The 20109-nt window shown below is 66.9% G+C and carries 15 protein-coding genes and 4 tRNA genes; 17 read left to right on the top strand and 2 right to left on the bottom strand.

Features of this window, described 5'->3' with window-relative positions; all coding sequences use genetic code 11:
• Positions 1-12: 12 nt before the first annotated feature.
• The 6 genes from alaS to ACTWJ5_RS07840 all read left to right on the top strand — a co-directional run bounded on the left by alaS (position 13) and on the right by ACTWJ5_RS07840 (position 4861).
• A complete protein-coding gene (alaS, locus tag ACTWJ5_RS07815) occupies positions 13-2637 on the top strand; it encodes an alanine--tRNA ligase (protein ID WP_444438061.1) in 2625 nt (874 codons plus the stop codon).
• A 100-nt stretch (positions 2638-2737) separates the two neighbouring features.
• Positions 2738-3973: an aspartate kinase gene (locus ACTWJ5_RS07820; RefSeq protein ID WP_074976389.1), complete on the top strand. Its 1236-nt coding sequence runs from the start codon at positions 2738-2740 to the stop codon at positions 3971-3973.
• A 186-nt stretch (positions 3974-4159) separates the two neighbouring features.
• On the top strand, positions 4160-4345 hold the full coding sequence (csrA, locus tag ACTWJ5_RS07825) for a carbon storage regulator CsrA (RefSeq protein ID WP_003085981.1): 186 nt from the start codon (positions 4160-4162) through the stop codon (positions 4343-4345).
• A 61-nt stretch (positions 4346-4406) separates the two neighbouring features.
• Positions 4407-4497: transfer RNA gene (locus ACTWJ5_RS07830), tRNA-Ser, on the top strand.
• 109 nt (positions 4498-4606) lie between these two features.
• A tRNA-Arg gene (locus ACTWJ5_RS07835) sits at positions 4607-4683 on the top strand.
• Between the two features lie 101 nt (positions 4684-4784).
• Positions 4785-4861: transfer RNA gene (locus ACTWJ5_RS07840), tRNA-Arg, on the top strand.
• Positions 4862-4931: 70 nt separating this feature from the next.
• Here the strand turns inward: ACTWJ5_RS07840 and ACTWJ5_RS07845 are convergent.
• A complete protein-coding gene (locus ACTWJ5_RS07845) occupies positions 4932-5438 on the bottom strand; it encodes an outer membrane protein assembly factor BamE (protein ID WP_261746762.1) in 507 nt (168 codons plus the stop codon).
• Positions 5439-5761: 323 nt separating this feature from the next.
• Here ACTWJ5_RS07845 and mgtE point away from each other — a divergent pair, with 323 nt between their 5' ends.
• On the top strand, positions 5762-7204 hold the full coding sequence (gene mgtE / locus ACTWJ5_RS07850; RefSeq protein WP_074976383.1) for a magnesium transporter: 1443 nt from the start codon (positions 5762-5764) through the stop codon (positions 7202-7204).
• Positions 7205-7628: 424 nt separating this feature from the next.
• On the opposite strand, the gene amrZ is transcribed toward mgtE, so the two are convergent.
• A complete protein-coding gene (gene amrZ, locus ACTWJ5_RS07855) occupies positions 7629-7958 on the bottom strand; it encodes a transcriptional regulator AmrZ (protein WP_009620783.1) in 330 nt (109 codons plus the stop codon).
• A 451-nt stretch (positions 7959-8409) separates the two neighbouring features.
• Here amrZ and phnN point away from each other — a divergent pair, with 451 nt between their 5' ends.
• The 10 genes from phnN (at position 8410) to ACTWJ5_RS07905 (ending at position 19886) form a co-directional block, all read left to right on the top strand.
• Positions 8410-8982 (top strand): phosphonate metabolism protein/1,5-bisphosphokinase (PRPP-forming) PhnN, encoded by a 573-nt coding sequence (gene phnN, locus ACTWJ5_RS07860; protein ID WP_116422810.1) that lies wholly within the window; start codon positions 8410-8412, stop codon positions 8980-8982.
• A gap of 122 nt (positions 8983-9104) precedes the next feature.
• A tRNA-Arg gene (locus tag ACTWJ5_RS07865) sits at positions 9105-9179 on the top strand.
• 129 nt (positions 9180-9308) lie between these two features.
• Positions 9309-10175: a LysR substrate-binding domain-containing protein gene (locus ACTWJ5_RS07870; RefSeq protein WP_249919062.1), complete on the top strand. Its 867-nt coding sequence runs from the start codon at positions 9309-9311 to the stop codon at positions 10173-10175.
• Between the two features lie 335 nt (positions 10176-10510).
• Complete coding sequence (locus ACTWJ5_RS07875) at positions 10511-11572, top strand: putative 2-aminoethylphosphonate ABC transporter ATP-binding protein (RefSeq protein WP_444438065.1); 1062 nt, start codon at positions 10511-10513, stop codon at positions 11570-11572.
• Between the two features lies 1 nt (position 11573).
• Positions 11574-13286: a putative 2-aminoethylphosphonate ABC transporter permease subunit gene (locus ACTWJ5_RS07880; RefSeq protein WP_444438067.1), complete on the top strand. Its 1713-nt coding sequence runs from the start codon at positions 11574-11576 to the stop codon at positions 13284-13286.
• A 74-nt stretch (positions 13287-13360) separates the two neighbouring features.
• The gene (locus tag ACTWJ5_RS07885) at positions 13361-14383 is read left to right on the top strand and encodes a putative 2-aminoethylphosphonate ABC transporter substrate-binding protein (protein ID WP_253391374.1); all 1023 of its coding nucleotides are present in this window, start codon (positions 13361-13363) and stop codon (positions 14381-14383) included.
• Positions 14384-14581: 198 nt separating this feature from the next.
• Positions 14582-15712, top strand: coding sequence for a TIGR03364 family FAD-dependent oxidoreductase (locus ACTWJ5_RS07890; RefSeq protein ID WP_253391373.1), 1131 nt, complete (start codon positions 14582-14584; stop codon positions 15710-15712).
• Between the two features lie 110 nt (positions 15713-15822).
• Positions 15823-16842, top strand: a complete 1020-nt coding sequence (locus ACTWJ5_RS07895) for a transporter (RefSeq protein WP_043314322.1) — start codon at positions 15823-15825, stop codon at positions 16840-16842.
• Between the two features lie 70 nt (positions 16843-16912).
• Positions 16913-17833 carry a polyphosphate kinase 2 gene (gene ppk2 / locus ACTWJ5_RS07900; RefSeq protein ID WP_009620802.1) on the top strand — a complete coding sequence of 307 codons (921 nt, stop codon included), beginning with the start codon at positions 16913-16915 and terminating at the stop codon, positions 17831-17833.
• Positions 17834-18272: 439 nt separating this feature from the next.
• Entirely contained in the window at positions 18273-19886 is a 1614-nt protein-coding gene (locus ACTWJ5_RS07905) for an inorganic phosphate transporter (protein WP_253408704.1), read from the top strand.
• Positions 19887-20109: the final 223 nt, after the last annotated feature.

Here is a 20109-nt window from a genome sequence, read left to right on the forward strand (position 1 = left end):
GTGGAAGAACCTATGAAAAGCGCTGAAATCCGTGAAGCCTTCCTCCGCTTCTTCGAAGAGAAGGGGCACACCCGCGTAGCGTCCAGTTCGCTGATTCCGGCGAACGACCCGACCCTGCTGTTCACCAACGCCGGCATGAACCAGTTCAAGGACTGCTTCCTCGGCCTGGAAAAGCGCGCCTACACCCGCGCCACCACCAGCCAGAAGTGCGTCCGCGCCGGCGGCAAGCACAACGACCTGGAAAACGTCGGCTACACCGCGCGCCACCACACCTTCTTCGAAATGCTGGGCAACTTCAGCTTCGGCGACTATTTCAAGCGCGACGCCATCCACTACGCCTGGGAATTCCTCACCTCGGACAAGTGGCTGAACCTGCCCAAGGACAAGCTCTGGGTCACCGTCTACGCCAGCGATGACGAGGCCTACGACATCTGGACCCAGGAAGTCGGCGTGCCCGCCGAGCGCATGGTGCGCATCGGCGACAACAAGGGCGCCCCCTACGCCTCCGACAACTTCTGGGCGATGGGCGACACCGGCCCCTGCGGCCCCTGCACCGAGATCTTCTACGACCACGGCGCCGACATCTGGGGCGGCCCGCCCGGCTCCCCGGAAGAGGACGGCGACCGCTACATCGAGATCTGGAACAACGTGTTCATGCAGTTCAACCGCACCGCGGACGGCGTCATGCACCCGCTGCCGGCGCCGAGCGTGGACACCGGCATGGGCCTTGAGCGCATCAGCGCCGTGCTGCAGCACGTCCACTCGAACTACGAGATCGACCTGTTCCAGAGCCTGCTCAAAGCCTCCGCCGAAGCCATCGGCTGCGCCAACGACGACGCGCCGTCGCTGAAGGTTGTGGCCGACCACATCCGTTCCTGCAGCTTCCTGATCGCCGACGGCGTGCTGCCTTCGAACGAAGGCCGCGGCTACGTGCTGCGCCGCATCATCCGCCGCGCCTGCCGTCACGGCAACAAGCTGGGTGCCAAGGGCAGCTTCTTCCACAAGATCGTCGCCGCCCTGGTGACCGAGATGGGCGAAGCCTTCCCCGAGCTCAAGCAGCAGCAGGCGCACATCGAGCGCGTGCTCAAGACCGAGGAAGAGCAGTTCGCCAAGACCCTGGAGCAGGGCCTGAAGATCCTCGAGCAGGACCTGGGCGAGCTGAAGGGCAGCGTCATCCCTGGCAACGTGGTGTTCAAGCTGTACGACACCTACGGCTTCCCGGTGGACCTGACCAACGACATTGCCCGCGAGCGCAGCCTGACCCTCGACGAGGAAGGCTTCGAGCGCGAGATGGAGGCCCAGCGCGAGCGCGCCCGCTCCGCCAGCGCCTTCGGCATGGACTACAACGCCCTGGTGAAAGTCGACGGCGACACCCGCTTCCTGGGCTACCAGGGCGTGTCCGGCGCCGGCCAGATCATCGCGCTGTTCAAGGACGGCAAGGCCGTCGAGAAGCTCAAGGAAGGCGAGGAGGGCGTGGTCGTCCTCGACCAGACGCCGTTCTACGCCGAATCCGGCGGCCAGGTCGGCGACTGCGGCACCCTCTCCGGCGCCGGCGTGCGCTTCGACGTGCGCGACACCACCAAGGCCGGCGGCGCCCACCTGCACCACGGCATCGTCGCCCAGGGCAGCCTGAGCGTCGGCGCCGCGGTCAAGGCCGAGGTCGATGCCGGCGTGCGCCAGGCCACCGCGCTGAACCACTCCGCCACCCACCTGCTGCACGCCGCGCTGCGCCAGGTGCTGGGCGACCACGTGCAGCAGAAGGGCTCGCTGGTGGACAGCCAGCGCCTGCGCTTCGACTTCAGCCACTTCGAGGCCATCAAGCCCGAGCAGCTGAAGCAACTGGAAGACATCGTCAACGCCGAGATCCGCGCCAACAGCGAGGTCGAGACCGAAGAGACCGACATCGACACCGCCAAGGCCAAGGGCGCCATGGCGCTGTTCGGCGAGAAGTACGGCGACCAGGTGCGCGTGCTGACCATGGGCGGCGGCTTCTCCGTCGAACTGTGCGGCGGCACCCACGTCGGCCGCACCGGCGACATCGGTCTGTTCAAGATCACCAGCGAAGGCGGCGTGGCCGCCGGCGTGCGCCGTATTGAGGCGGTGACCGGCGCGGCTGCGCTGGCCTACCTCAATGGCGCCGAAGAGCAGCTCAAGGAAGCGGCCGGCCTGGTCAAGGGCAGCCGTGACAACCTGCTGGACAAGCTCGCCGGCCTGCTGGAGCGCAACCGCCAGTTGGAGAAGGAACTGGAGCAGCTCAAGGCCAAGGCCGCCAGCGCCGCCGGCGACGACCTGGCCGGTTCGGCCGTGGACGTGGCGGGGGTGAAACTGCTGGCCGCGCGTCTCGACGGCCTGGACGGCAAGGCGCTGCTGGCGCTGGTCGACCAGCTGAAGAACAAGCTGGGCAGCGGCGTGATCCTGCTCGGCGGCGTGTTCGAAGAGAAAGTGGTGCTGGTCGCCGGGGTGACCCAGGACCTGACCGCCAGGCTCAAGGCCGGCGACCTGATGAAGCAGGCCGCGGCAGCCGTGGGCGGCAAGGGCGGCGGTCGCCCGGACATGGCCCAGGGCGGCGGCACCGACGCCGGCAAGCTGGACGAGGCCCTGGCCCTGGCCAAGGCCTTCGTCGAACAGGGCCGGTAAGCACCGGCAAGGCCAGGCCCGCGGCGCGCCCGGCGGGCCTTGGCAAGGGGCAGCGATGTCTGTCTAATGGGCGCCCTTCAGGAATCAGGCGGCTTTTGAAATGGCTTTGATCGTACAGAAGTTTGGAGGGACCTCCGTCGGCACCGTCGAGCGTATCGAGCAGGTAGCCGAGAAGGTGAAGAAATTCCGCGAGGCGGGTGACGATATCGTGGTGGTGGTTTCCGCCATGAGCGGCGAGACCAACCGCCTGATCGGCCTGGCCAAGCAGATCATGGACCAGCCGGTTCCGCGCGAACTGGACGTCATGGTCTCCACCGGCGAGCAGGTGACCATCGCCCTGCTGAGCATGGCCCTGATCAAGCGCGGCGTGCCGGCGGTTTCCTACACCGGCAACCAGGTGCGCATCCTGACCGACAGCGCGCACACCAAGGCGCGTATCCTGAGCATCGACGACGCCAACATCCGCAGCGACCTCAAGGCCGGCCGCGTGGTCGTGGTCGCCGGCTTCCAGGGCGTGGACGAGCACGGCAACATCACCACCCTCGGCCGCGGCGGCTCCGACACCACCGGCGTGGCCCTGGCCGCGGCGCTGAAGGCCGACGAGTGCCAGATCTATACCGACGTCGATGGCGTCTACACCACCGATCCGCGCGTAGTGCCGCAGGCCCGCCGACTGGACAAGATCACCTTCGAGGAAATGCTGGAAATGGCCAGCCTCGGCTCCAAGGTGCTGCAGATCCGCTCGGTGGAGTTCGCCGGCAAGTACAATGTTCCGCTGCGCGTGCTGCACAGCTTCCAGGAGGGTCCGGGCACCCTCATTACCCTTGATGAAGAGGAATCCATGGAACAGCCGATCATCTCCGGCATCGCCTTCAACCGCGACGAAGCCAAGCTGACCATCCGTGGCGTACCGGATACCCCCGGAGTGGCCTTCAAGATCCTCGGGCCGATCAGTGCCGCGAACATCGAAGTCGACATGATCGTGCAGAACGTCTCGCACGATAACACCACCGACTTCACCTTCACTGTGCACCGCAACGACTACCTCGCGGCCCTGGAAATCCTCAAGCAGACCGCCGCCAACATCGGCGCGCGCGAGGCCACCGGCGACACCAACATCGCCAAGGTCTCCATCGTCGGCGTCGGCATGCGTTCCCACGCCGGCGTCGCCAGCCGCATGTTCGAGGCGCTGGCGAAGGAGAGCATCAACATCCAGATGATCTCCACCTCGGAAATCAAGGTGTCCGTGGTCATCGAGGAGAAATACCTGGAGCTCGCGGTACGTGCGTTGCACACCGCCTTCGAGCTGGATGCCCCGGCCCGCCAGGGCGAGTAAGAGGGCATCATGCAAAAGGCGCGGCTCATCCCGCGCCTTTTGTCGTTTTTGACCGGGCCACCGGAACTTTCATTCCGCGCGGACTGGTCAATACTTGGGTGAAGGAGCACACACTTGATATTCAGTGGCTCTGCCGCCATTTCTTTTTTTGCAGACTGCTTATCCGAAACACGAAAGGAGAAAGGAATGCTGATTCTGACTCGCCGGGTCGGAGAGACCCTGATGGTTGGTGATGACGTCACTGTGACCGTGCTGGGCGTCAAGGGAAATCAGGTGCGCATTGGCGTGAACGCGCCGAAGGAAGTCGCTGTTCACCGCGAAGAGATCTACCAGCGCATCCAGAAAGAGAAAGACCAAGAACCAAACCATTAATTTTTCTATAAAAAATTCTTTGCAAACGGGGAAAACATGGATATCATGCGCCCCGTGTTGCGGAGAGGTGGCCGAGTGGCCGAAGGCGCTCCCCTGCTAAGGGAGTACACCTCAAAAGGGTGTCGGGGGTTCGAATCCCCCCCTCTCCGCCATTTGCACGTTCTGGTGCGAATGACGAGTCAGGTAGCTAAGCTACTGAAAAGATTGAAAAATCTGTTTGACACGTCTGAATGTTCGAACTAGAATCTGCGCCCCATCAGCGCACTCATAGCTCAGCTGGATAGAGTACTCGGCTACGAACCGAGCGGTCGGAGGTTCGAATCCTCCTGAGTGCGCCACTACACAGGCGGTACGCGCAAGCGGACGCCAGCAGCGACGAAAGGCCTCGGCCCCAGAAGCTGCACCAGTTGGTGAACCTGGCTAAACTGCACCAACCAGCGCACTCATAGCTCAGCTGGATAGAGTACTCGGCTACGAACCGAGCGGTCGGAGGTTCGAATCCTCCTGAGTGCGCCATCTACCGAAAGGGCCTGCAGCAATGCAGGCCCTTTTTCTTTGCCTCGCGTTTTTCCGCATCGGGCCGGGCTCAGCGCCGCTTGCGCGTCGCCTTGCCCTGCACGCAGCCGAACTCGTCGAAGGTTACTGTGCGCCTGCCTTGGTCGGGCCTGGCGTCGTAGTGGTAGCGCTGCCGCTCGTCGAGCTGGCTGACGCGGTCCGGGCGGCCGAAGGCGCTTTCCACGTCCGTGCGGGTCATGCCGGTGCGAATGCGCTTCTGCAGGATCGCGGTGCGCCTTTCGCGCTCGTCGAGGCGGTTGCCGCAGCCATCCTCGCGCTCGCCAACCACCACCAGCGGGTTGTCGGATGGCGCGCGCCGGCTCTCGTGGGGAGGGTGGGCTAGGGGCACCGGCCTGCCGCTGCCCGGCGTCGGGTTGTGCGCCCGCTGCCGGCTTTGCGCCTGGCCCGGCGGGCAGCCATGCTGGTGGAAGCTGACATGGCCATCGGCGGTCTCGCAGCGGAACGGCGTGGCGGCGGGGCGGTCCATTGGCATGAGGGCGAGCAGCGGGAGCAGGCAGTACAGGGGCGACAGGCGCATCTCCGATCCTCCGTGACAGGGTTGCATGCAGCCTATCCCGCCTGGCCTTCGCGAAATTTCCGGGTGTCTCGACAGCTTTTTCCGGCGTCTGTGATAGCGAGTGAAGTCACCCTCAACTTTGTGCCGCAAGCGATTGTTCTAGCCGCTATTTTGTAACGCTGAACAGGCTCCGGAGTGTTATCATTTCTCCTATCTGCCCGATATGGGCGCGTGGGCACACCACCATGGACTTACCCAGTAGTTACCCAGAACCCCGATTGCCTCAACACGACCTGATGTTTTAAGCCCCCGTGCGCGCTCCGCCGCTGGGGGTGGAGCGTGCTATGACCGAAGTAGAAGCCAAGAAGCCGCAGGAAAGCCTGCAGGACCGCCTGAACCAGGTGGTCGAGCTGCTGAACAAGCACAAGCTGGTCGAAGACCTGGCGCACCGCCAGGAAGGCCAGCACCAGGATCTCGTCGAGAACCTGGTACACCGGCAGAACCTCGCCGAGCTGCAGCGCAAGCTTGATGACCTGCACCCCGCCGACATCGCCCACATCCTCGAATCGCTGCCGCTGAGCGACCGCCTGACGGTCTGGCAGCTGGTCAAGGCCGAGCGCGACGGCGACATCCTCCTGGAAGTATCCGACGCCGTCCGCGAGACGCTGATCGCCGACATGGACGATCACGAGATCCTCGCCGCGGCCAAGGAGATGGACGCCGACGAACTCGCCGACCTGGCGCCGGAACTGCCGCGCGACGTCGTCCACGAGCTGATGGAAACCCTCGATGCGCAGCAGCGCGAGCGCGTGCGCTCGGCGTTGTCCTACGAGGAAGACGAAGTCGGCGCGCTGATGGACTTCGAGATGGTCACCATCCGCGACGACGTCAGCCTGGAAGTGGTGCTGCGCTATCTGCGCCGCCTGAAGGAGCTGCCGGGGCATACCGACAAGCTGTTCGTGGTCGACTACGACGGCCTGCTCAAGGGCGTGCTGCCGATCAAGCGCCTGCTGGTCAACGACCCGGACAAGCAGGTGGCCGAGGTCATGGCCACCGACCCGGTGACCTTCCAGCCCGACGAGGACGGCTACGACGCCGCCCAGGCGTTCGAGCGCTACGACCTGATCTCCGCCCCGGTGGTGGACAAGAACGGCAAGCTGATCGGCCGCCTGACCATCGACGAGATGGTCGACCTCATCCGCGAGGAGAGCGAGACCGAAGTGCTGAACATGGCCGGTCTGCGCGAGGAGGAAGACATCTTCGCCTCGGTGTGGAAGTCGGTGCGCAACCGCTGGACCTGGCTGGCCACCAACCTGATCACCGCCTTCGTCGCCTCGCGGGTGATCGGCCTGTTCGAAGGCTCCATCGAGAAGCTGGTGGCGCTGGCCGCGCTGATGCCCATCGTCGCCGGCATCGGCGGCAACTCGGGCAACCAGACCATCACCATGATCGTCCGCGCCATCGCCCTGGACCAGATCCAGACCAGCAACGCCACGCGCCTGCTGCGCAAGGAGCTGGGCGTGGCGCTGGTCAACGGCCTGGTCTGGGGCGGGGTGATAGGCGTGGTGGCCTTCTACCTGTACGGCAACTGGGAGCTGGGCGTGGTGATGACCGCGGCCATGACCCTCAACCTGCTGTTGGCTGCGCTGGCGGGGGTGCTGATTCCGATGACGCTGCTGCGCCTGGGGCGCGATCCGGCGATGGGATCCAGCGTGATGATCACCGCCATGACCGACAGCGGTGGGTTCTTCATCTTCCTGGGCCTGGCCACGTTGTTCCTGATGTAGGCCCATGCCGGCTGCGAAAAACCGCCTTCGGGCGGTTTTTGCACTTCAGGAGCGGGGCTTTGCGGGCAGGAATCGGGGCTCTCGCTACATCCGTATCACAGGACCTCCTGAGCGCCGGATCGCGGACAGAGTCCGCTCCTACGGTTCCGGGAAGCACGACTTTTCGTAGGATGGCGTTGAGCGAAGCGATACCCATCATCAGGGGGCGATGGGTTTCGCAAGCTCAACCCATCCTACGAAGAGCACCTCGGCGCAAGCCTAAGGTTCAGGGAGGGCACGGGCGTAGGAGCGGACTTTGTCCGCGATTGGATTCACCGGCCACGCCGGACGGGGCATGGCCCGCTGGAATGAAAAATGCCGTTTCCCCCATGGGAGAAACGGCATTTCTCTTTAAGCGAACAGCGCTTCTTCGGTGCAACTGGGCTCAGGCGTTGCTGGCCATTTCCGCATCGTGGGCGATCAGGGCGATCAGCGCATTCTGCTGGCGATGGGTCAGCTGGCGGAAGCGTTGCAGCAGCTCACGCTCGTGCAGGCTCAGCTCGGGGCTGTCCAGGCGGATGCCGAGGTTGTCCTGCAGGGCGCCCTCTTGCAGCAGGCTCTGCTCCAGGCGGGCGATGATTTCCGAGTTCATGCTGCGATGGTGATTGCGGGCGACCTCGGCGATACGCTCACGCATGCCTTCGGGCAGACGGACGACGAACTTGTCGGCGGTGCGACTGGAGTAGCTTGGGGTTGCCTGTTTCAATGGGCGCATACATTAAACCTGTAAGTCAGGGAAACGGTGCCAAGGGGTCTGTGTTCGAGTCCCTATGACAGCGAAATCCGTTGGCCGTTCAGCGCAAGGGCAGTAATCAGGTGGCCGACCAATTACTTGACGTCAATTCTGCGACGTATTTTGCGTCGCATGAAGGCTAAATGCCAGCACCAATCGTCCGAAATGCGAGGCTATCTGCATATCTTTCTTTCGATGGGTGGCGCGGCCCATGGGCTCCATTCGCTCAGATTAGCTCAAGTCCCAGGTCCCGGCCGCCATTGCGCCATCATCCGACCACCCGCACGGGCAATGGTTCACGAGGGGCGCGGATGATGTCACAACCTGGCTCGCCATGCAGCGCCGGGCCGGCCATTTTCCCGCTTCCGCGGCGCCGGCGGGCGGGTATCATACGCGGCGTCCGCGCCCCGGGAGGCGCGGTGCAGAGATGAGCATGAGCGGCAAGTTGATCTATCTGATGGGGCCTTCGGGCTCGGGCAAGGACAGCCTGCTCCAGGCTGCGGCGGCGCCGCTGGCCGAGCGGGGCGGGTACGTCGTGCGGCGGGTGATCACCCGTTCCGCCGAGGCCCGCGGCGAGGATGCCGAAGCGGTGACCCCCGAAGCCTTCGAGCGCCTGGAGCGCGAGGGCGCCTTCGCCATGAGCTGGCGGGCCAATGGCCTGTGCTACGGCATCCCGCGGCAGATCGACCACTGGCTGGCCCAAGGGCGCGTCGTGCTGGTCAACGGCTCGCGCGGCTATCTGGAGGAAGCGCGACGACGCTATCCCGGCCTGCTCGCGGTGCTGTTGCAGGTCGCCCCCGAGGTGCTGCGCCAGCGCCTGGTCGCCCGCGGCCGGGAAACCCTGGCGGAGATCGAGGCGCGCCTGGCGCGCAATGCCGCCTTCGCCGAGGGCCTGGCGCCGCCGTTGCGGGTGCTGGACAACTCCGCCAGCCTGGAGACCAGCGTGGGCGGCCTGCTGGCCTTGCTGGACGACGCCGGGGTCAGCGCAGCGGCAACGCCAGGCTGACGCCGCTGTTCGTTCAGGCGGGCCTTCTCGGCAGGTGCGAAATCCGCGCCGCGGCATGACAAATGCGCCGACGCTGGTTAACATGCCCACCCGGTCCCGGCAGCCGCCGCGGGCCCAGGCGTGTCCCCATAGTTCAAGGGATAGAATAAGCCCCTCCTAAGGGCTAGATACTGGTTCGAATCCAGTTGGGGACGCCATCCTTCCCGCCGTTTCCTCATTGCCCCCGGTTTCTTGCCACTGCGCCTGGCGCCGATACCCGATAGTCGAATCCAGACGCCTGGCGATGACGGAGAAGCGATGAGCCATTTCCCTGAGCGGTCCGAGCGATGCTGAGCGCCGAACTCAAGGCCTTCTATATGGTGGCGCGCCTGGGCAGCATCACCCAGGCGGCGAAGAAGCTCGGCCTCAGCCAGCCGACGGTGACCACGCAAATCCGCAGCCTGGAAGGCCAGTACGCCGTGGAGCTGTTCTACCGCGGCGGCCGCCGCCTGACCCTCACCGACGAAGGCGCGCGCCTGCTGCCCATGGTCCAGGCGCTGCTGCAGCAGGAGGCGGACATCGAGTTCTTCCTGCGCAACTGCGGGCAGATGCAGGGCAGCCTGCGCATCGGCGCCACTTCGCCCTACTACGTGCTGGGGCTGATCAAGGCCTTCCGCGAGCGTTACCCGCAGATCGAGGTGTCGGTGGAGATCGGCAACTCGCAGCAGGTGCTGGAGGCCCTCTATGAATGCCGGGTGGACCTGGCGGCCTCGTCGCAGCCGGTGGAGGACGCGCGGCTGATCCACCTGGTGCTCGGCCGCGACCCGCTGGTGCTGGCGGTGCACCGCAGCCACCCGCTGGCGGCGCAGCGCTCGGTGGCCCTGGGCGAGCTGCGCAACCATTGCCTGCTGATGCGCGAGGCCGGCTCGACCACCCGCGAACTGACCGAGAAGCTGCTGCGCGAGTCCGTGGTAATGCCGGCCTCGATGCTGGAGATCGGCAGCCGCGAGTCGATCCGCGAGGCGGTGATCCGCAACCTCGGGGTGAGCATCATCTCGCGCCAGGAAGTGCCGGATAACCCCGAGCTGCGCGTGCTGGAGCTGCAGGGTGCGCCGCTGATCGACGAATACCTGTTCTGCCTGAAGGAACGCCGCCAGGCGCGCCTGACCAGCGCCTTCCTGGCCCTGGCACGGGAAACCGCGCCCGCCCCATAGCTGCAATTGCCTGGGGGTTTTCGTAGGAAGCCGGGCCTGCCCGTACCGTAGGAGCGGACCTTGTCCGCGATAGCCGGACGTCCCAGCGCGATTCGCGGATGAGATCCGCTCCTACGCCGCGCCACCCGCGCCATTCCCCTGTAGGAGCGGGCCCTGCGCGCGAAATCGCGGGCAGGGCCCGCCCTGTAAAAAGCCTTTCGGCATCGCAAATCTGCCTATACCTCTATCGGCGCAGTTGCACCCATCGCAACAGAGCCTTCGCATTCCTTCCCTAGCATGGCCCTCCATCGAGCCCCGCGGTCTGTCGCCGCGGGCCAGCTGCAAGAGGTTCCGCCATGCACGATTCCCTCCCCACCGGCACCCCGCTGCGGGTGCGCGACATGCACAAGCGCTTCGGCCACTTCGCCGCCCTCGACGGCGTCTCGCTGGACATCGAGGGCGGCGAGCTGGTCTGCCTGCTCGGCCCCTCCGGCTGTGGCAAGACCACGCTGCTGCGTTGCATCGCCGGGCTGGAGCGCCAGGACGGCGGCGCCATCCATATCGGTGAGCGCGACGTCTCGCGCCTGCCGCCCCAGGCCCGCGACTACGGCATTCTGTTCCAGTCCTACGCGCTGTTCCCCAACCTCAGCGTCGAGCAGAACGTCGCCTACGGCCTGACCGGCGCCAGCCGCGAGGAAGCGCGCAAGCGCGTGGGCGAGATGCTCGAACTGGTCGGCCTGGCCGGCAGCGAGAAGAAGTACCCCGGCCAGCTCTCCGGCGGCCAGCAGCAGCGCGTGGCCATGGCCCGCGCGCTGGCCCCGGCGCCGTCGCTGCTGCTGCTCGACGAGCCCATGTCGGCGCTGGACGCCCGGGTGCGCGAGCACCTGTGCGGCGAGCTGCGCCAACTGCAGAAGAGCCTGGGCATCACCACCCTGATGGTCACCCACAACCAGGACGAGGCCATGCTGATGGCCGACCGCATCGCCGTGATGAACCACGGCAAGGTCGAGCAGTACGGCACCGCCCAGGAAATCTACAGCGCCCCGGCCACGCCCTTCGTCGCCGAGTTCGTCGGCCAGGGCAACTGGCTGCCCTTCGAGCGCGGCGCCGACGGCATGGCGCGGGTCGGCGGCCTGAGCCTGCGCCTGCACGGCGAGCGCGCCAACGCCACGCGCGGGCGGCTGTTCTGCCGCCCGGAGGCGATCGGCATCAACCCGGTGGTGCACCAGGAGAACCTGTTCCGCGCCCAGGTCCGCGAGATCACCTTCCTCGGCAACCGCTGCCGCATGAGCTTCGAATTGCACGAGCTGCCCGGCCACGCGCTGCTGGCCGAGCTGGCCCCGGAGCAGATGCCGCGCCTGGGCAGCGCGGACATCTGGGTCTCGCTGCCGCCGCAGAGCCTGCAGGTGTTCGCCTGACATGAGCGCGGTAATGAAACTCGACCCGACCCTGGCCGCCGGCCAGGCCCGCGGCGACCTCGGCGACCGCCTGTTCATCCTCGGCGGCAAGCTGTTGCTGCTCGCCCTGCTGGCCCTGGCCGTGCTGCTGCCGCTGCTGGCCATCTTCTGGCGTGGCTTCAGCGGCGCCGAAGGGCAGGGCGGCGGCCTGACGGCCATGGCCGAGCTGCTGGCCAGCGCCAACTTCCACTGGCTGCTGGGCAATAGCCTGAAGGTCTCGCTGAGCGTGGCGGCCATCGTGGTGCCGCTGGCCTATGGCTTCGCCTACGCCCTGCAGCGCACGCTGATCCCGGCCAAGGGCCTGTGGCGTGGCATTTCCCTGCTGCCGCTGCTGGCGCCGTCGATGCTCCCGGGCATCGCGCTGATCTACCTGTTCGGCAACCAGGGCCTGCTGCGCAGTTGGGTGCCGGACAACATCTATGGTTTCTGGGGCATCGTCCTGGGCGAGGCCATCTACACCTTCCCCCATGCGCTGATGATCCTGCTTTCGGCGCTGTCGCTGGCCGACGCGCGGCTGTTCGACGCCGCCTCCAGCATGGGCGCCAGCCCCTGGAAGGCGTTCCGCAGCATCACCTGGCCGGCCTCGCGGCAGGGCGTGTTCGCCGCCTTCTGCCTGGTGTTCACCCTGACCATCACCGACTTCGGCGTGCCCGTGGTTGTCGGTGGCGACTACCAGGTGCTGGCGCTGGAAGCCTACAAGGCAGTGGTCGGCCAGCAGCAGTTCGGCCGCGGCGCACAGATCGGCATGCTCCTGCTGTTGCCGGCACTGCTGAGCTTCGCGGTGGACGCCTGGCTGCGCCGGCGCCAGGGCGACTCCATGAGCGGCCGCGCCCAGGTCTACCAGCCCAAGCCCTCGCGCCGCCGCGACGGCGCCTACCTGGCGCTGGTGCTGCTGGTCAGCGCGGTGATCCTCGGCGTGCTGGGCATGGCCGTGTATTCCTCGCTGGTGAAGTTCTGGCCGTACAACCTGTCGTTGTCGTTGCGCCACTACGCCTTCGAGGAAACCGCCGGCGGCGGCTGGCTGGCCTACCGCAACAGCCTGACCCTGGCCTGCTGCACCGCGCTGTTCGGCAGTGCGCTGATCTTCACCGGCGCCTACCTGATCGAGAAGACTCGCGAGCAGGCCTGGCTGAACCAGTTGCTGCGCATGTTCTGCTTCGTGCCCATGGCGGTGCCGGGCCTGGTCCTGGGCCTGGGCTACGTGTTCTTCTTCAACCTGCCGGGCAACCCGCTGCACGTGTTCTACGGCAGCATGGCCCTGCTGGTGGTGTGCACCATCGCCCACTACCTGACCACCGCGCAGATGACCGCCACCACCGCGCTGCGCCAGCTCGACGGCGAGTTCGAGGCCGCCGCGCTGTCGCTGAAGATGCCGCTGTGGCGCCACTACCTGAAGGTGACCCTGCCGATCTGCCTGCCGGCGCTGCTGGACATCGTCCGCTACCTGTTCGTCTCGGCGATGACCACGGTGTCGGCGGCGATCTTCCTCTACAGCCCGGATAGCATCCTCGCCGCCGTCGCCGTGCTGAACATGGACGACGCCGGCAACGTCGGCGGCGCCGCCGCCATGTCCACGCTGATCCTGCTCACCTCGGCGGCCGCCTCGCTCGTCCTGGCCCTGGCCTCGCGCGGCCTGCTGCGCCGGTCCCAGGCCTGGCGCCGGAGCGGCCACTGATTCCCCACGACCCACGTTGCACCTGACCGTCACCCCCGCGAACGCGGGGGCCCAATAAACAGAAGGAGCGCACCATGTTCAAACGCCTCGCCCTCGCCGCCGCCGTGCTCGCCGGTTTCAGCCTGCACGCCAGCGCCGCCACCGAACTGACCGTCTACACTGCCCTGGAGCCGGAACAGCTGAAGGCCTACAAGGAAGCCTTCGAGAAGCAGAACCCGGACATCGAGATCAAGTGGGTGCGCGACTCCACCGGCATCGTCACCGCCAAGCTGCTGGCCGAGAAGGACCGCCCGCAGGCCGACGTGGTCTGGGGCCTGGCCGCCTCCAGCCTGGCCATCCTCGACCAGCAGGGCATGCTCGAGCAGTACTCGCCCAAGGACCTGGCGGCGATCGGCAAGAACTACCGCGACCCGGCTAACCCGCCGGCGTGGGTGGGCATGGACGTGTGGGCCGCGACCATCTGCTTCAACAGCGTGGAAGCCGAGAAACAGGGCCTGTCGAAGCCCATCAGTTGGCAGGACCTGACCAAGCCCGAGTACAAGGGCAAGATCGTCATGCCCAACCCGGCGTCCTCCGGCACCGGCTTCCTCGACGTCTCCGCCTGGCTGCAGACCTTCGGCGAGAAACAGGGCTGGGCCTACATGGACGCCCTGCACGAGAACATCGGCCAATACGTCCACTCCGGCTCCAAGCCGTGCAAGCTGGCCGCCGCCGGCGAGTTCCCCATCGGCATCTCCTTCGAGTACCCGGCGGTGCAGCTCAAGCGCCAGGGCGCGCCGCTGGACATAGTGCTGCCCAAGGAAGGCCTGGGCTGGGAGATCGAGGCCACCGGCATCGTCAAGGGCACCCAGCACCTGGAAGCGGCGAAGAAACTCGCCGACTTCTCCGCAAGCCCCGCGGCCATGGAGCTGTACAAGGAGAACTTCGCCGTGCTCGCCCAGCCGGGCATCGCCAAGCCGCAGACCGAACTGCCGGCGGACTACGAGCAGCGCCTGATCAAGAACGACTTCGCCTGGGCCTCGAAGAACCGCGACGCCATCCTGGCCGAATGGCGCAAGCGCTATGACGGCAAGTCGGAGAAGGTGGCGCAGCAGTAAGCGCGAAGCAGAGGAGAGCACCCTCTCCCTAGCCCTCTCCCTGAAGGGAGAGGGAACCCTCCTCTGCACTGGTTGCCATCACCGAGTTCATCCTGAGGTTCCAGGCGGGCTCCGATGCCGATCCACGCACCGAACAGCCCCCTCTCCCTTCAGGGAGAGGGTTGGGGAGAGGGGCTCTTCGATCCCAGGAATCCACCCATGTCCCAACAAAACACCGACATCGCCATCATCGGCGCCGGCATCCTCGGCCTGTCCCACGCCTATGCCGCCGCCCGCCGCGGCCTGCGCGTGCGCGTCTTCGAACGCAGCGCCACGCCGCTCGGCGCCTCCATCCGCAACTTCGGCCAGGCCCTGGTCGGCGGCCAGCCGCCGGGCGTCATGCTCGACCTGGCCCGCGCCAGCCGCCCGCTGTGGGCCGAATGGGCCGAGCGCGCCGGCTTCGCCATCCGCAGCAACGGCTCGCTGCTGTTCGCCCGCAGCGAGGCCGAGGAAGACCTGCTGGAAGCCTTCTGTGCCGGCCGCGCCAGGGAGCACGGCTACCGCGCCGAACTGCTCCGCGGCAAGGCTCTGGACGCGCTCTACGACGGCGCGTTCTGCAAGCACCGCGCGGCCCTGCACAGCCTCGACGACCAGCAGCTGTACTCCCGCGAGGCGCTGCCGGCGCTGATCGACTGGCTGCGCCGGGAGCTGAAGGTGGAATTCCACTTCTCCACCCTGGTGCGTGACATCGAGCCGGGCCTGCTGCGCACCACCGCCGGCACCTTCCAGGCCGGGCAGATCCTGGTCTGCTCCGGCCACGACTACCAGACCCTGCTGGCCGAGCAACTGGCCGCGCTGAAGCCGCAGGTGTGCCGCCTGCAGATGCTCCGCGCCCGCCCCGAGCGCGACCTGGGCCTGGGCCACGCGCTGCTGACCGGCCTGAGCTGCGTGCACTACGGCGCCTTCGCCGACCTGCCGCAGGCCCAGGCGATCCACGCGCAGATCCGCCGCGAGACGCCGGCGCTGGAGCGCCATGGCATCCACCTGCTGATCAGCCCTACGCCCTACGGCGAGCTGATCATCGGCGATTCCCACGACTACGGCAGCGATGCCGCGCCCTTCAACGCCGAAGTGGTGGACCGCCTGATGCTCGACCTGGCCGAGGACACCCTGGGCATGCGCGTCGAGGTGGTCGAGCGCTGGCAGGGCGTGTACGGCGCGCGCGGCCCGGCGCCGTTCTCGGTGCTGCAGGTGGAGGCGGGCATCAGCGCAGTGCTGATGCACACCGGCGTGGGCATGAGCGTGGGCCCGGCGCTGGGCGAGCGGACCATCGCCGGGCTGTTCGGCTGAGGCGCCTGTCATCGCGCTGTCATCGTTCTGGCACCGGAACGTCATGCCGGCCTGCTAAGCAGGAAGGTCGCCGGCCCGGCCCAGGGCGATGCCACATTCAGCGAGCGCGCATGAACCAACGTTTCACCCAGGACCCCTGGGATTCCGACCTGTTCGGGCTGCTCTACGGCTTCCGCTTCCACCCCGGGCAGCGCGGCCAGGAGCTGGATTCCAGCGCTGCGCTGCGCTGGCTGGAGGCGCCGGGGGAGGGCGAGGACTTCGTCTGGCTGCACCTGAACCTCGCCCACGCCGCCTGCGAGCGCTGGATGAAGAGCCACCTGGAGCTGCCCGAAACCTTCTTCGAGACCCTGCGCGAGGGCTCGCGCTCCACGCGCATCGAGCACGTCGACGCGGCGCTGCTGGCAGTGGTCAACGACGTGGTGTTCAACTTCGGCAGCGTCTCCTCGGACGTGGCCACCCTGTGGGTCTGCGCGCGCCGCCGCCTGCTGGTGACCGCCCGCATGCAGCCGCTGCGCTCGGTGGACCGCCTGCGCTCCTCGGTCAAGCACGGCGAGTGCTTCCGCTCGCCGCTGGAACTGCTGGTGCACCTGCTGCGCGACCAGGGCGACATCCTCACCCAGATCGTCCGCGAGACCACCGTGGGCGTGGACCGCATCGAGGACCGCCTGCTGTCGCAGAACCTCTCCGACAACCGCGCCGACCTGGGCGCCATGCGCCGCGTGCTGGTGCGCCTGCAGCGCCTGCTGGCGCTGGAGCCGGGCTCGCTGCTGCGGCTGCTCAACCGCCCGCCGGACTGGCTGCAGGAGGCCGACGTGCGCGACCTGCGCGAGGCCACCGAGGAATTCTCCCTGGTGATCAGCGACCTCACCTCCCTGGGCGAGCGCATCAAGCTGCTGCAGGAAGAGATCGCCGCGCAGCTCAACGAACAGAGCAACCGCACCCTGTTCACCCTGACGGTGGTCACGGTGCTGGCGCTGCCGATCAACATAGTCGCCGGCTTCTTCGGCATGAACGTCGGCGGCATTCCCCTGGCGGAGAACCCCCACGGCTTCTGGCTGCTGGTGATGCTGGTGGCCAGCTTCACCCTGCTGGCCTGGCGTTGGGCCTTCCGCAAGCGCAACGACGCCTGAACTGTCACGCGGCTGACACCGGCGCGGCCTAGGCTGGCGCGACACGCATCCCGCCAGCGAGGTCCCGGCCATGCCACTGAGCAACGACAACCTGATCCGCCGCATCCACCGCGAGCTTCTCGACCACAGCGACGAGGAACTGGAGCTGGAACTGCTGGAGGACGTGCGCAACCTCGACGAACTGTTCGACGACCACATCCCCGACGGCGACGAGGAGAAGATCGCCCGCCGCCGCTACTTCAGCGAGCTGTTCCGCCTGCAGGGCGAACTGGTGAAGCTGCAGAGCTGGGTGGTCAAGACCGGGCACAAGCTGGTGATCCTCTTCGAAGGCCGCGACGCGGCGGGCAAGGGCGGGGTGATCAAGCGCATCACCCAGCGCCTCAACCCGCGCGTGTGCCGGGTGGCCGCGCTGCCGGCGCCGAACGACCGCGAGCGCACCCAGTGGTACTTCCAGCGCTACGTCTCACACCTGCCGGCGGCGGGGGAGATCGTGCTGTTCGACCGCAGCTGGTACAACCGCGCCGGCGTCGAGCGGGTGATGGGTTTCTGCAACGACGAGCAGTACGAAGAGTTCTTCCGCAGCGTGCCGGAATTCGAGCGCATGCTGGCGCGCTCGGGCATCCAGTTGGTCAAGTACTGGTTCTCGATCACCGACGAGGAGCAGCACATGCGCTTCCTGAGCCGCATCCACGACCCGCTCAAGCAGTGGAAGCTCAGCCCCATGGACCTGGAATCGCGGCGCCGCTGGGAGGCCTACACCAAGGCCAAGGAGATCATGCTCGAACGCACCCACATCGCCGAGGCGCCCTGGTGGGTGGTGCAGGCCGACGACAAGAAGCGCGCGCGGCTGAACTGCATCCACCACCTGCTCGGCCAGGTGCCCTACGAGGAAGTGGCGCACCTGCACGTCGAGTTGCCGATGCGCCAGCGCCATGCCGACTACGTGCGCATTCCCACGCCGGGAGAAATGGTGGTGCCGGAGCATTATTGAGTCCAGACCAGGCGTAGGGCGGATAACGTTCCACGTTATCCGCCGTTTGACCTCGCCCGCCAGCCGCTCGGTGTCGAGCTTGGCGCGGGTCACGCATTCCCCCGGTTCGGCCGAGGCAGGGTCGATGAGAAAGGTGAGGCGGCGTATAACCGCGAACGGTTATACGCCCTACGCCAGGTTCGGCCTTCGCGTAGGGCGTATAACGCCTCTGGCGTTATCCGCCGTTTGACCTTGGTCGCCGGCCCGCTCGCTGTCGAGCTTGGCGCAGGTCACGCATTCTCCCGGTTCGGCCGAGGCAGGGGCGGAGAGGAGGGTGAGGCGGCGTATAACCGCGAACGGTTATACGCCCTACGCCAGGGATGTTCTCGGCCTCCAAGACATAAATTGTCACACTTGCCCGTCATGCTGGCGCGGTCATCCCCCGCAACCGGATTCCCGCATGACTAGCGAAACCCTGGCCAGGGACGGCGCCGCCGTTCTCGAAGGCCGTCCGCACCTGGACAGCAAGCCCGGCCGCCTCACCGCCCTGGCGTTCTATGCATTGCTGGCCGTCGGCCTGCTGTTCTCCGCCTGGAGCCTGGTCCACGACGTCGACGAGGTGGCCAGCGCGGTCACCACCTGGACGCCTTTCCTGCTGCTCGGCGTGGCGCTGCTGATCGCCCTGGGGTTCGAGTTCGTCAACGGTTTCCACGACACCGCCAACGCCGTGGCCACCGTCATCTATACCCATTCGCTGCCGCCGCACTTCGCGGTGGTCTGGTCCGGCTGCTTCAACTTCCTCGGCGTGCTGCTCTCCAGCGGCGCGGTGGCCTTCGGCATCATCGCCCTGCTACCGGTGGAGCTGATCCTGCAGGTCGGCTCCTCGGCCGGCTTCGCCATGGTCTTCGCCCTGCTGATCGCCGCCATCCTGTGGAACCTCGGCACCTGGTGGCTGGGCCTGCCGGCATCGTCCTCGCACACCCTGATCGGCTCGATCATCGGCGTCGGCGTGGCCAACGCGCTGATGCACGGCCGCGACGGCACCAGCGGCGTGGATTGGGCGCAGGCGACCAAGGTCGGCTACTCGCTGCTGCTCTCGCCGCTGATCGGCTTCGCCTGCTCGGCGCTGTTGCTGCTGGCCCTGCGCCTGCTGGTGAAGAACCGCGCGCTGTACAAGGCACCCAAGGCCAAGGCGCCGCCGCCGTGGTGGATCCGCGGCCTGCTGGTGCTGACCTGCACCGGGGTGTCCTTCGCCCACGGCTCCAACGACGGGCAGAAGGGCATGGGCCTGATCATGCTGATCCTGATCGGCACCGTGCCCATGGCCTATGCGCTGAACCGCACCATCCCGGCCGACCAGACCACCGCCTTCGTGGTCCTCGCCGAAGCCACCCAGCAGGGCCTGCAACGCAGCGCCCAGGGCACGGCGCCGGCCGATCCGCGCCCGGTGCTCTCGGAGTACATCCGCACCCATGAAGTGAAACCGGCCGTGGTGCCCTCGCTGGCCGCGCTGACCGGCAGCATCGGCGCCGAGGTGAAGAGCTACGGCAGCCTGGCCAAGGTGCCCGCCGAGGCCATGGCCAACGTGCGCAACGACATGTACCTGGCTTCCGAGACCATCCGCGTGATGGACAAGGACAAGGCCGGCGACTTCGACGCCGATACCCAGGCGCGGCTGATGGCCTTCAAGGGCAAGATCGACGACGCCACCCGCTTCATCCCGCTGTGGGTGAAGATCGCCGTGGCCATCGCCCTCGGCCTGGGCACCATGGTCGGCTGGAAGCGCATCGTGGTGACCGTCGGCGAGAAGATCGGCAAGAGCCACCTGACCTACGCCCAGGGCGCCTCGGCCGAGGTGGTGGCGATGCTCACCATAGGCGCGGCGGACATGTACGGCCTGCCGGTGTCCACCACCCACGTGCTGTCCTCCGGCGTGGCCGGGACCATGGCGGCCAACGGCTCGGGCCTGCAGATGCGCACCATCCGCAACCTGCTGATGGCCTGGGTGCTGACGCTGCCGGCGGCCATCGTGCTGTCCGGCTCGTTGTACTGGCTGTTCACCCGGCTGTTCTGACGGATCGCCAGGTTCGCAGCGCCGCCCCTCGGGGCGGCGTTTTCGTTCATGGGCGCGGTGTGTGGCGTACCCGTAGGAGCGGGCCCTGCCCGCGATATCGCGCGCAGGGCGCGCTCCTACATGGGAATGGTGCGGGCGGGGCAGCCCCGTAGGATGGGTTGAGCGAAGCGATACCCATCGCCTCCACTGTTCGCGATGGAGCTGCGTCCCGCGAACGCGGGAA

The sequence above is a fragment of the Pseudomonas sp. A6 genome (assembly GCF_052367875.1).
Classification (GTDB): Bacteria; Pseudomonadota; Gammaproteobacteria; order Pseudomonadales; family Pseudomonadaceae; genus Pseudomonas; species Pseudomonas citronellolis.

Coding starts and splice junctions, on each gene's coding strand:
- ACTWJ5_RS07905 (WP_253408704.1), top strand. CDS start 18,273: ATGACTAGCGAAACCCTGGCCAGGGACGGCGCCGCCGTTCTCGAAGGC.
- ACTWJ5_RS07880 (WP_444438067.1), top strand. CDS start 11,574: ATGAGCGCGGTAATGAAACTCGACCCGACCCTGGCCGCCGGCCAGGCC.
- ACTWJ5_RS07820 (WP_074976389.1), top strand. CDS start 2,738: ATGGCTTTGATCGTACAGAAGTTTGGAGGGACCTCCGTCGGCACCGTC.
- alaS (WP_444438061.1), top strand. CDS start 13: ATGAAAAGCGCTGAAATCCGTGAAGCCTTCCTCCGCTTCTTCGAAGAG.
- phnN (WP_116422810.1), top strand. CDS start 8,410: ATGAGCGGCAAGTTGATCTATCTGATGGGGCCTTCGGGCTCGGGCAAG.
- ppk2 (WP_009620802.1), top strand. CDS start 16,913: ATGCCACTGAGCAACGACAACCTGATCCGCCGCATCCACCGCGAGCTT.
- ACTWJ5_RS07845 (WP_261746762.1), bottom strand. CDS start 5,438: ATGCGCCTGTCGCCCCTGTACTGCCTGCTCCCGCTGCTCGCCCTCATG.
- ACTWJ5_RS07875 (WP_444438065.1), top strand. CDS start 10,511: ATGCACGATTCCCTCCCCACCGGCACCCCGCTGCGGGTGCGCGACATG.
- ACTWJ5_RS07890 (WP_253391373.1), top strand. CDS start 14,582: ATGTCCCAACAAAACACCGACATCGCCATCATCGGCGCCGGCATCCTC.
- csrA (WP_003085981.1), top strand. CDS start 4,160: ATGCTGATTCTGACTCGCCGGGTCGGAGAGACCCTGATGGTTGGTGAT.
- ACTWJ5_RS07870 (WP_249919062.1), top strand. CDS start 9,309: ATGCTGAGCGCCGAACTCAAGGCCTTCTATATGGTGGCGCGCCTGGGC.
- amrZ (WP_009620783.1), bottom strand. CDS start 7,958: ATGCGCCCATTGAAACAGGCAACCCCAAGCTACTCCAGTCGCACCGCC.
- ACTWJ5_RS07895 (WP_043314322.1), top strand. CDS start 15,823: ATGAACCAACGTTTCACCCAGGACCCCTGGGATTCCGACCTGTTCGGG.
- mgtE (WP_074976383.1), top strand. CDS start 5,762: ATGACCGAAGTAGAAGCCAAGAAGCCGCAGGAAAGCCTGCAGGACCGC.
- ACTWJ5_RS07885 (WP_253391374.1), top strand. CDS start 13,361: ATGTTCAAACGCCTCGCCCTCGCCGCCGCCGTGCTCGCCGGTTTCAGC.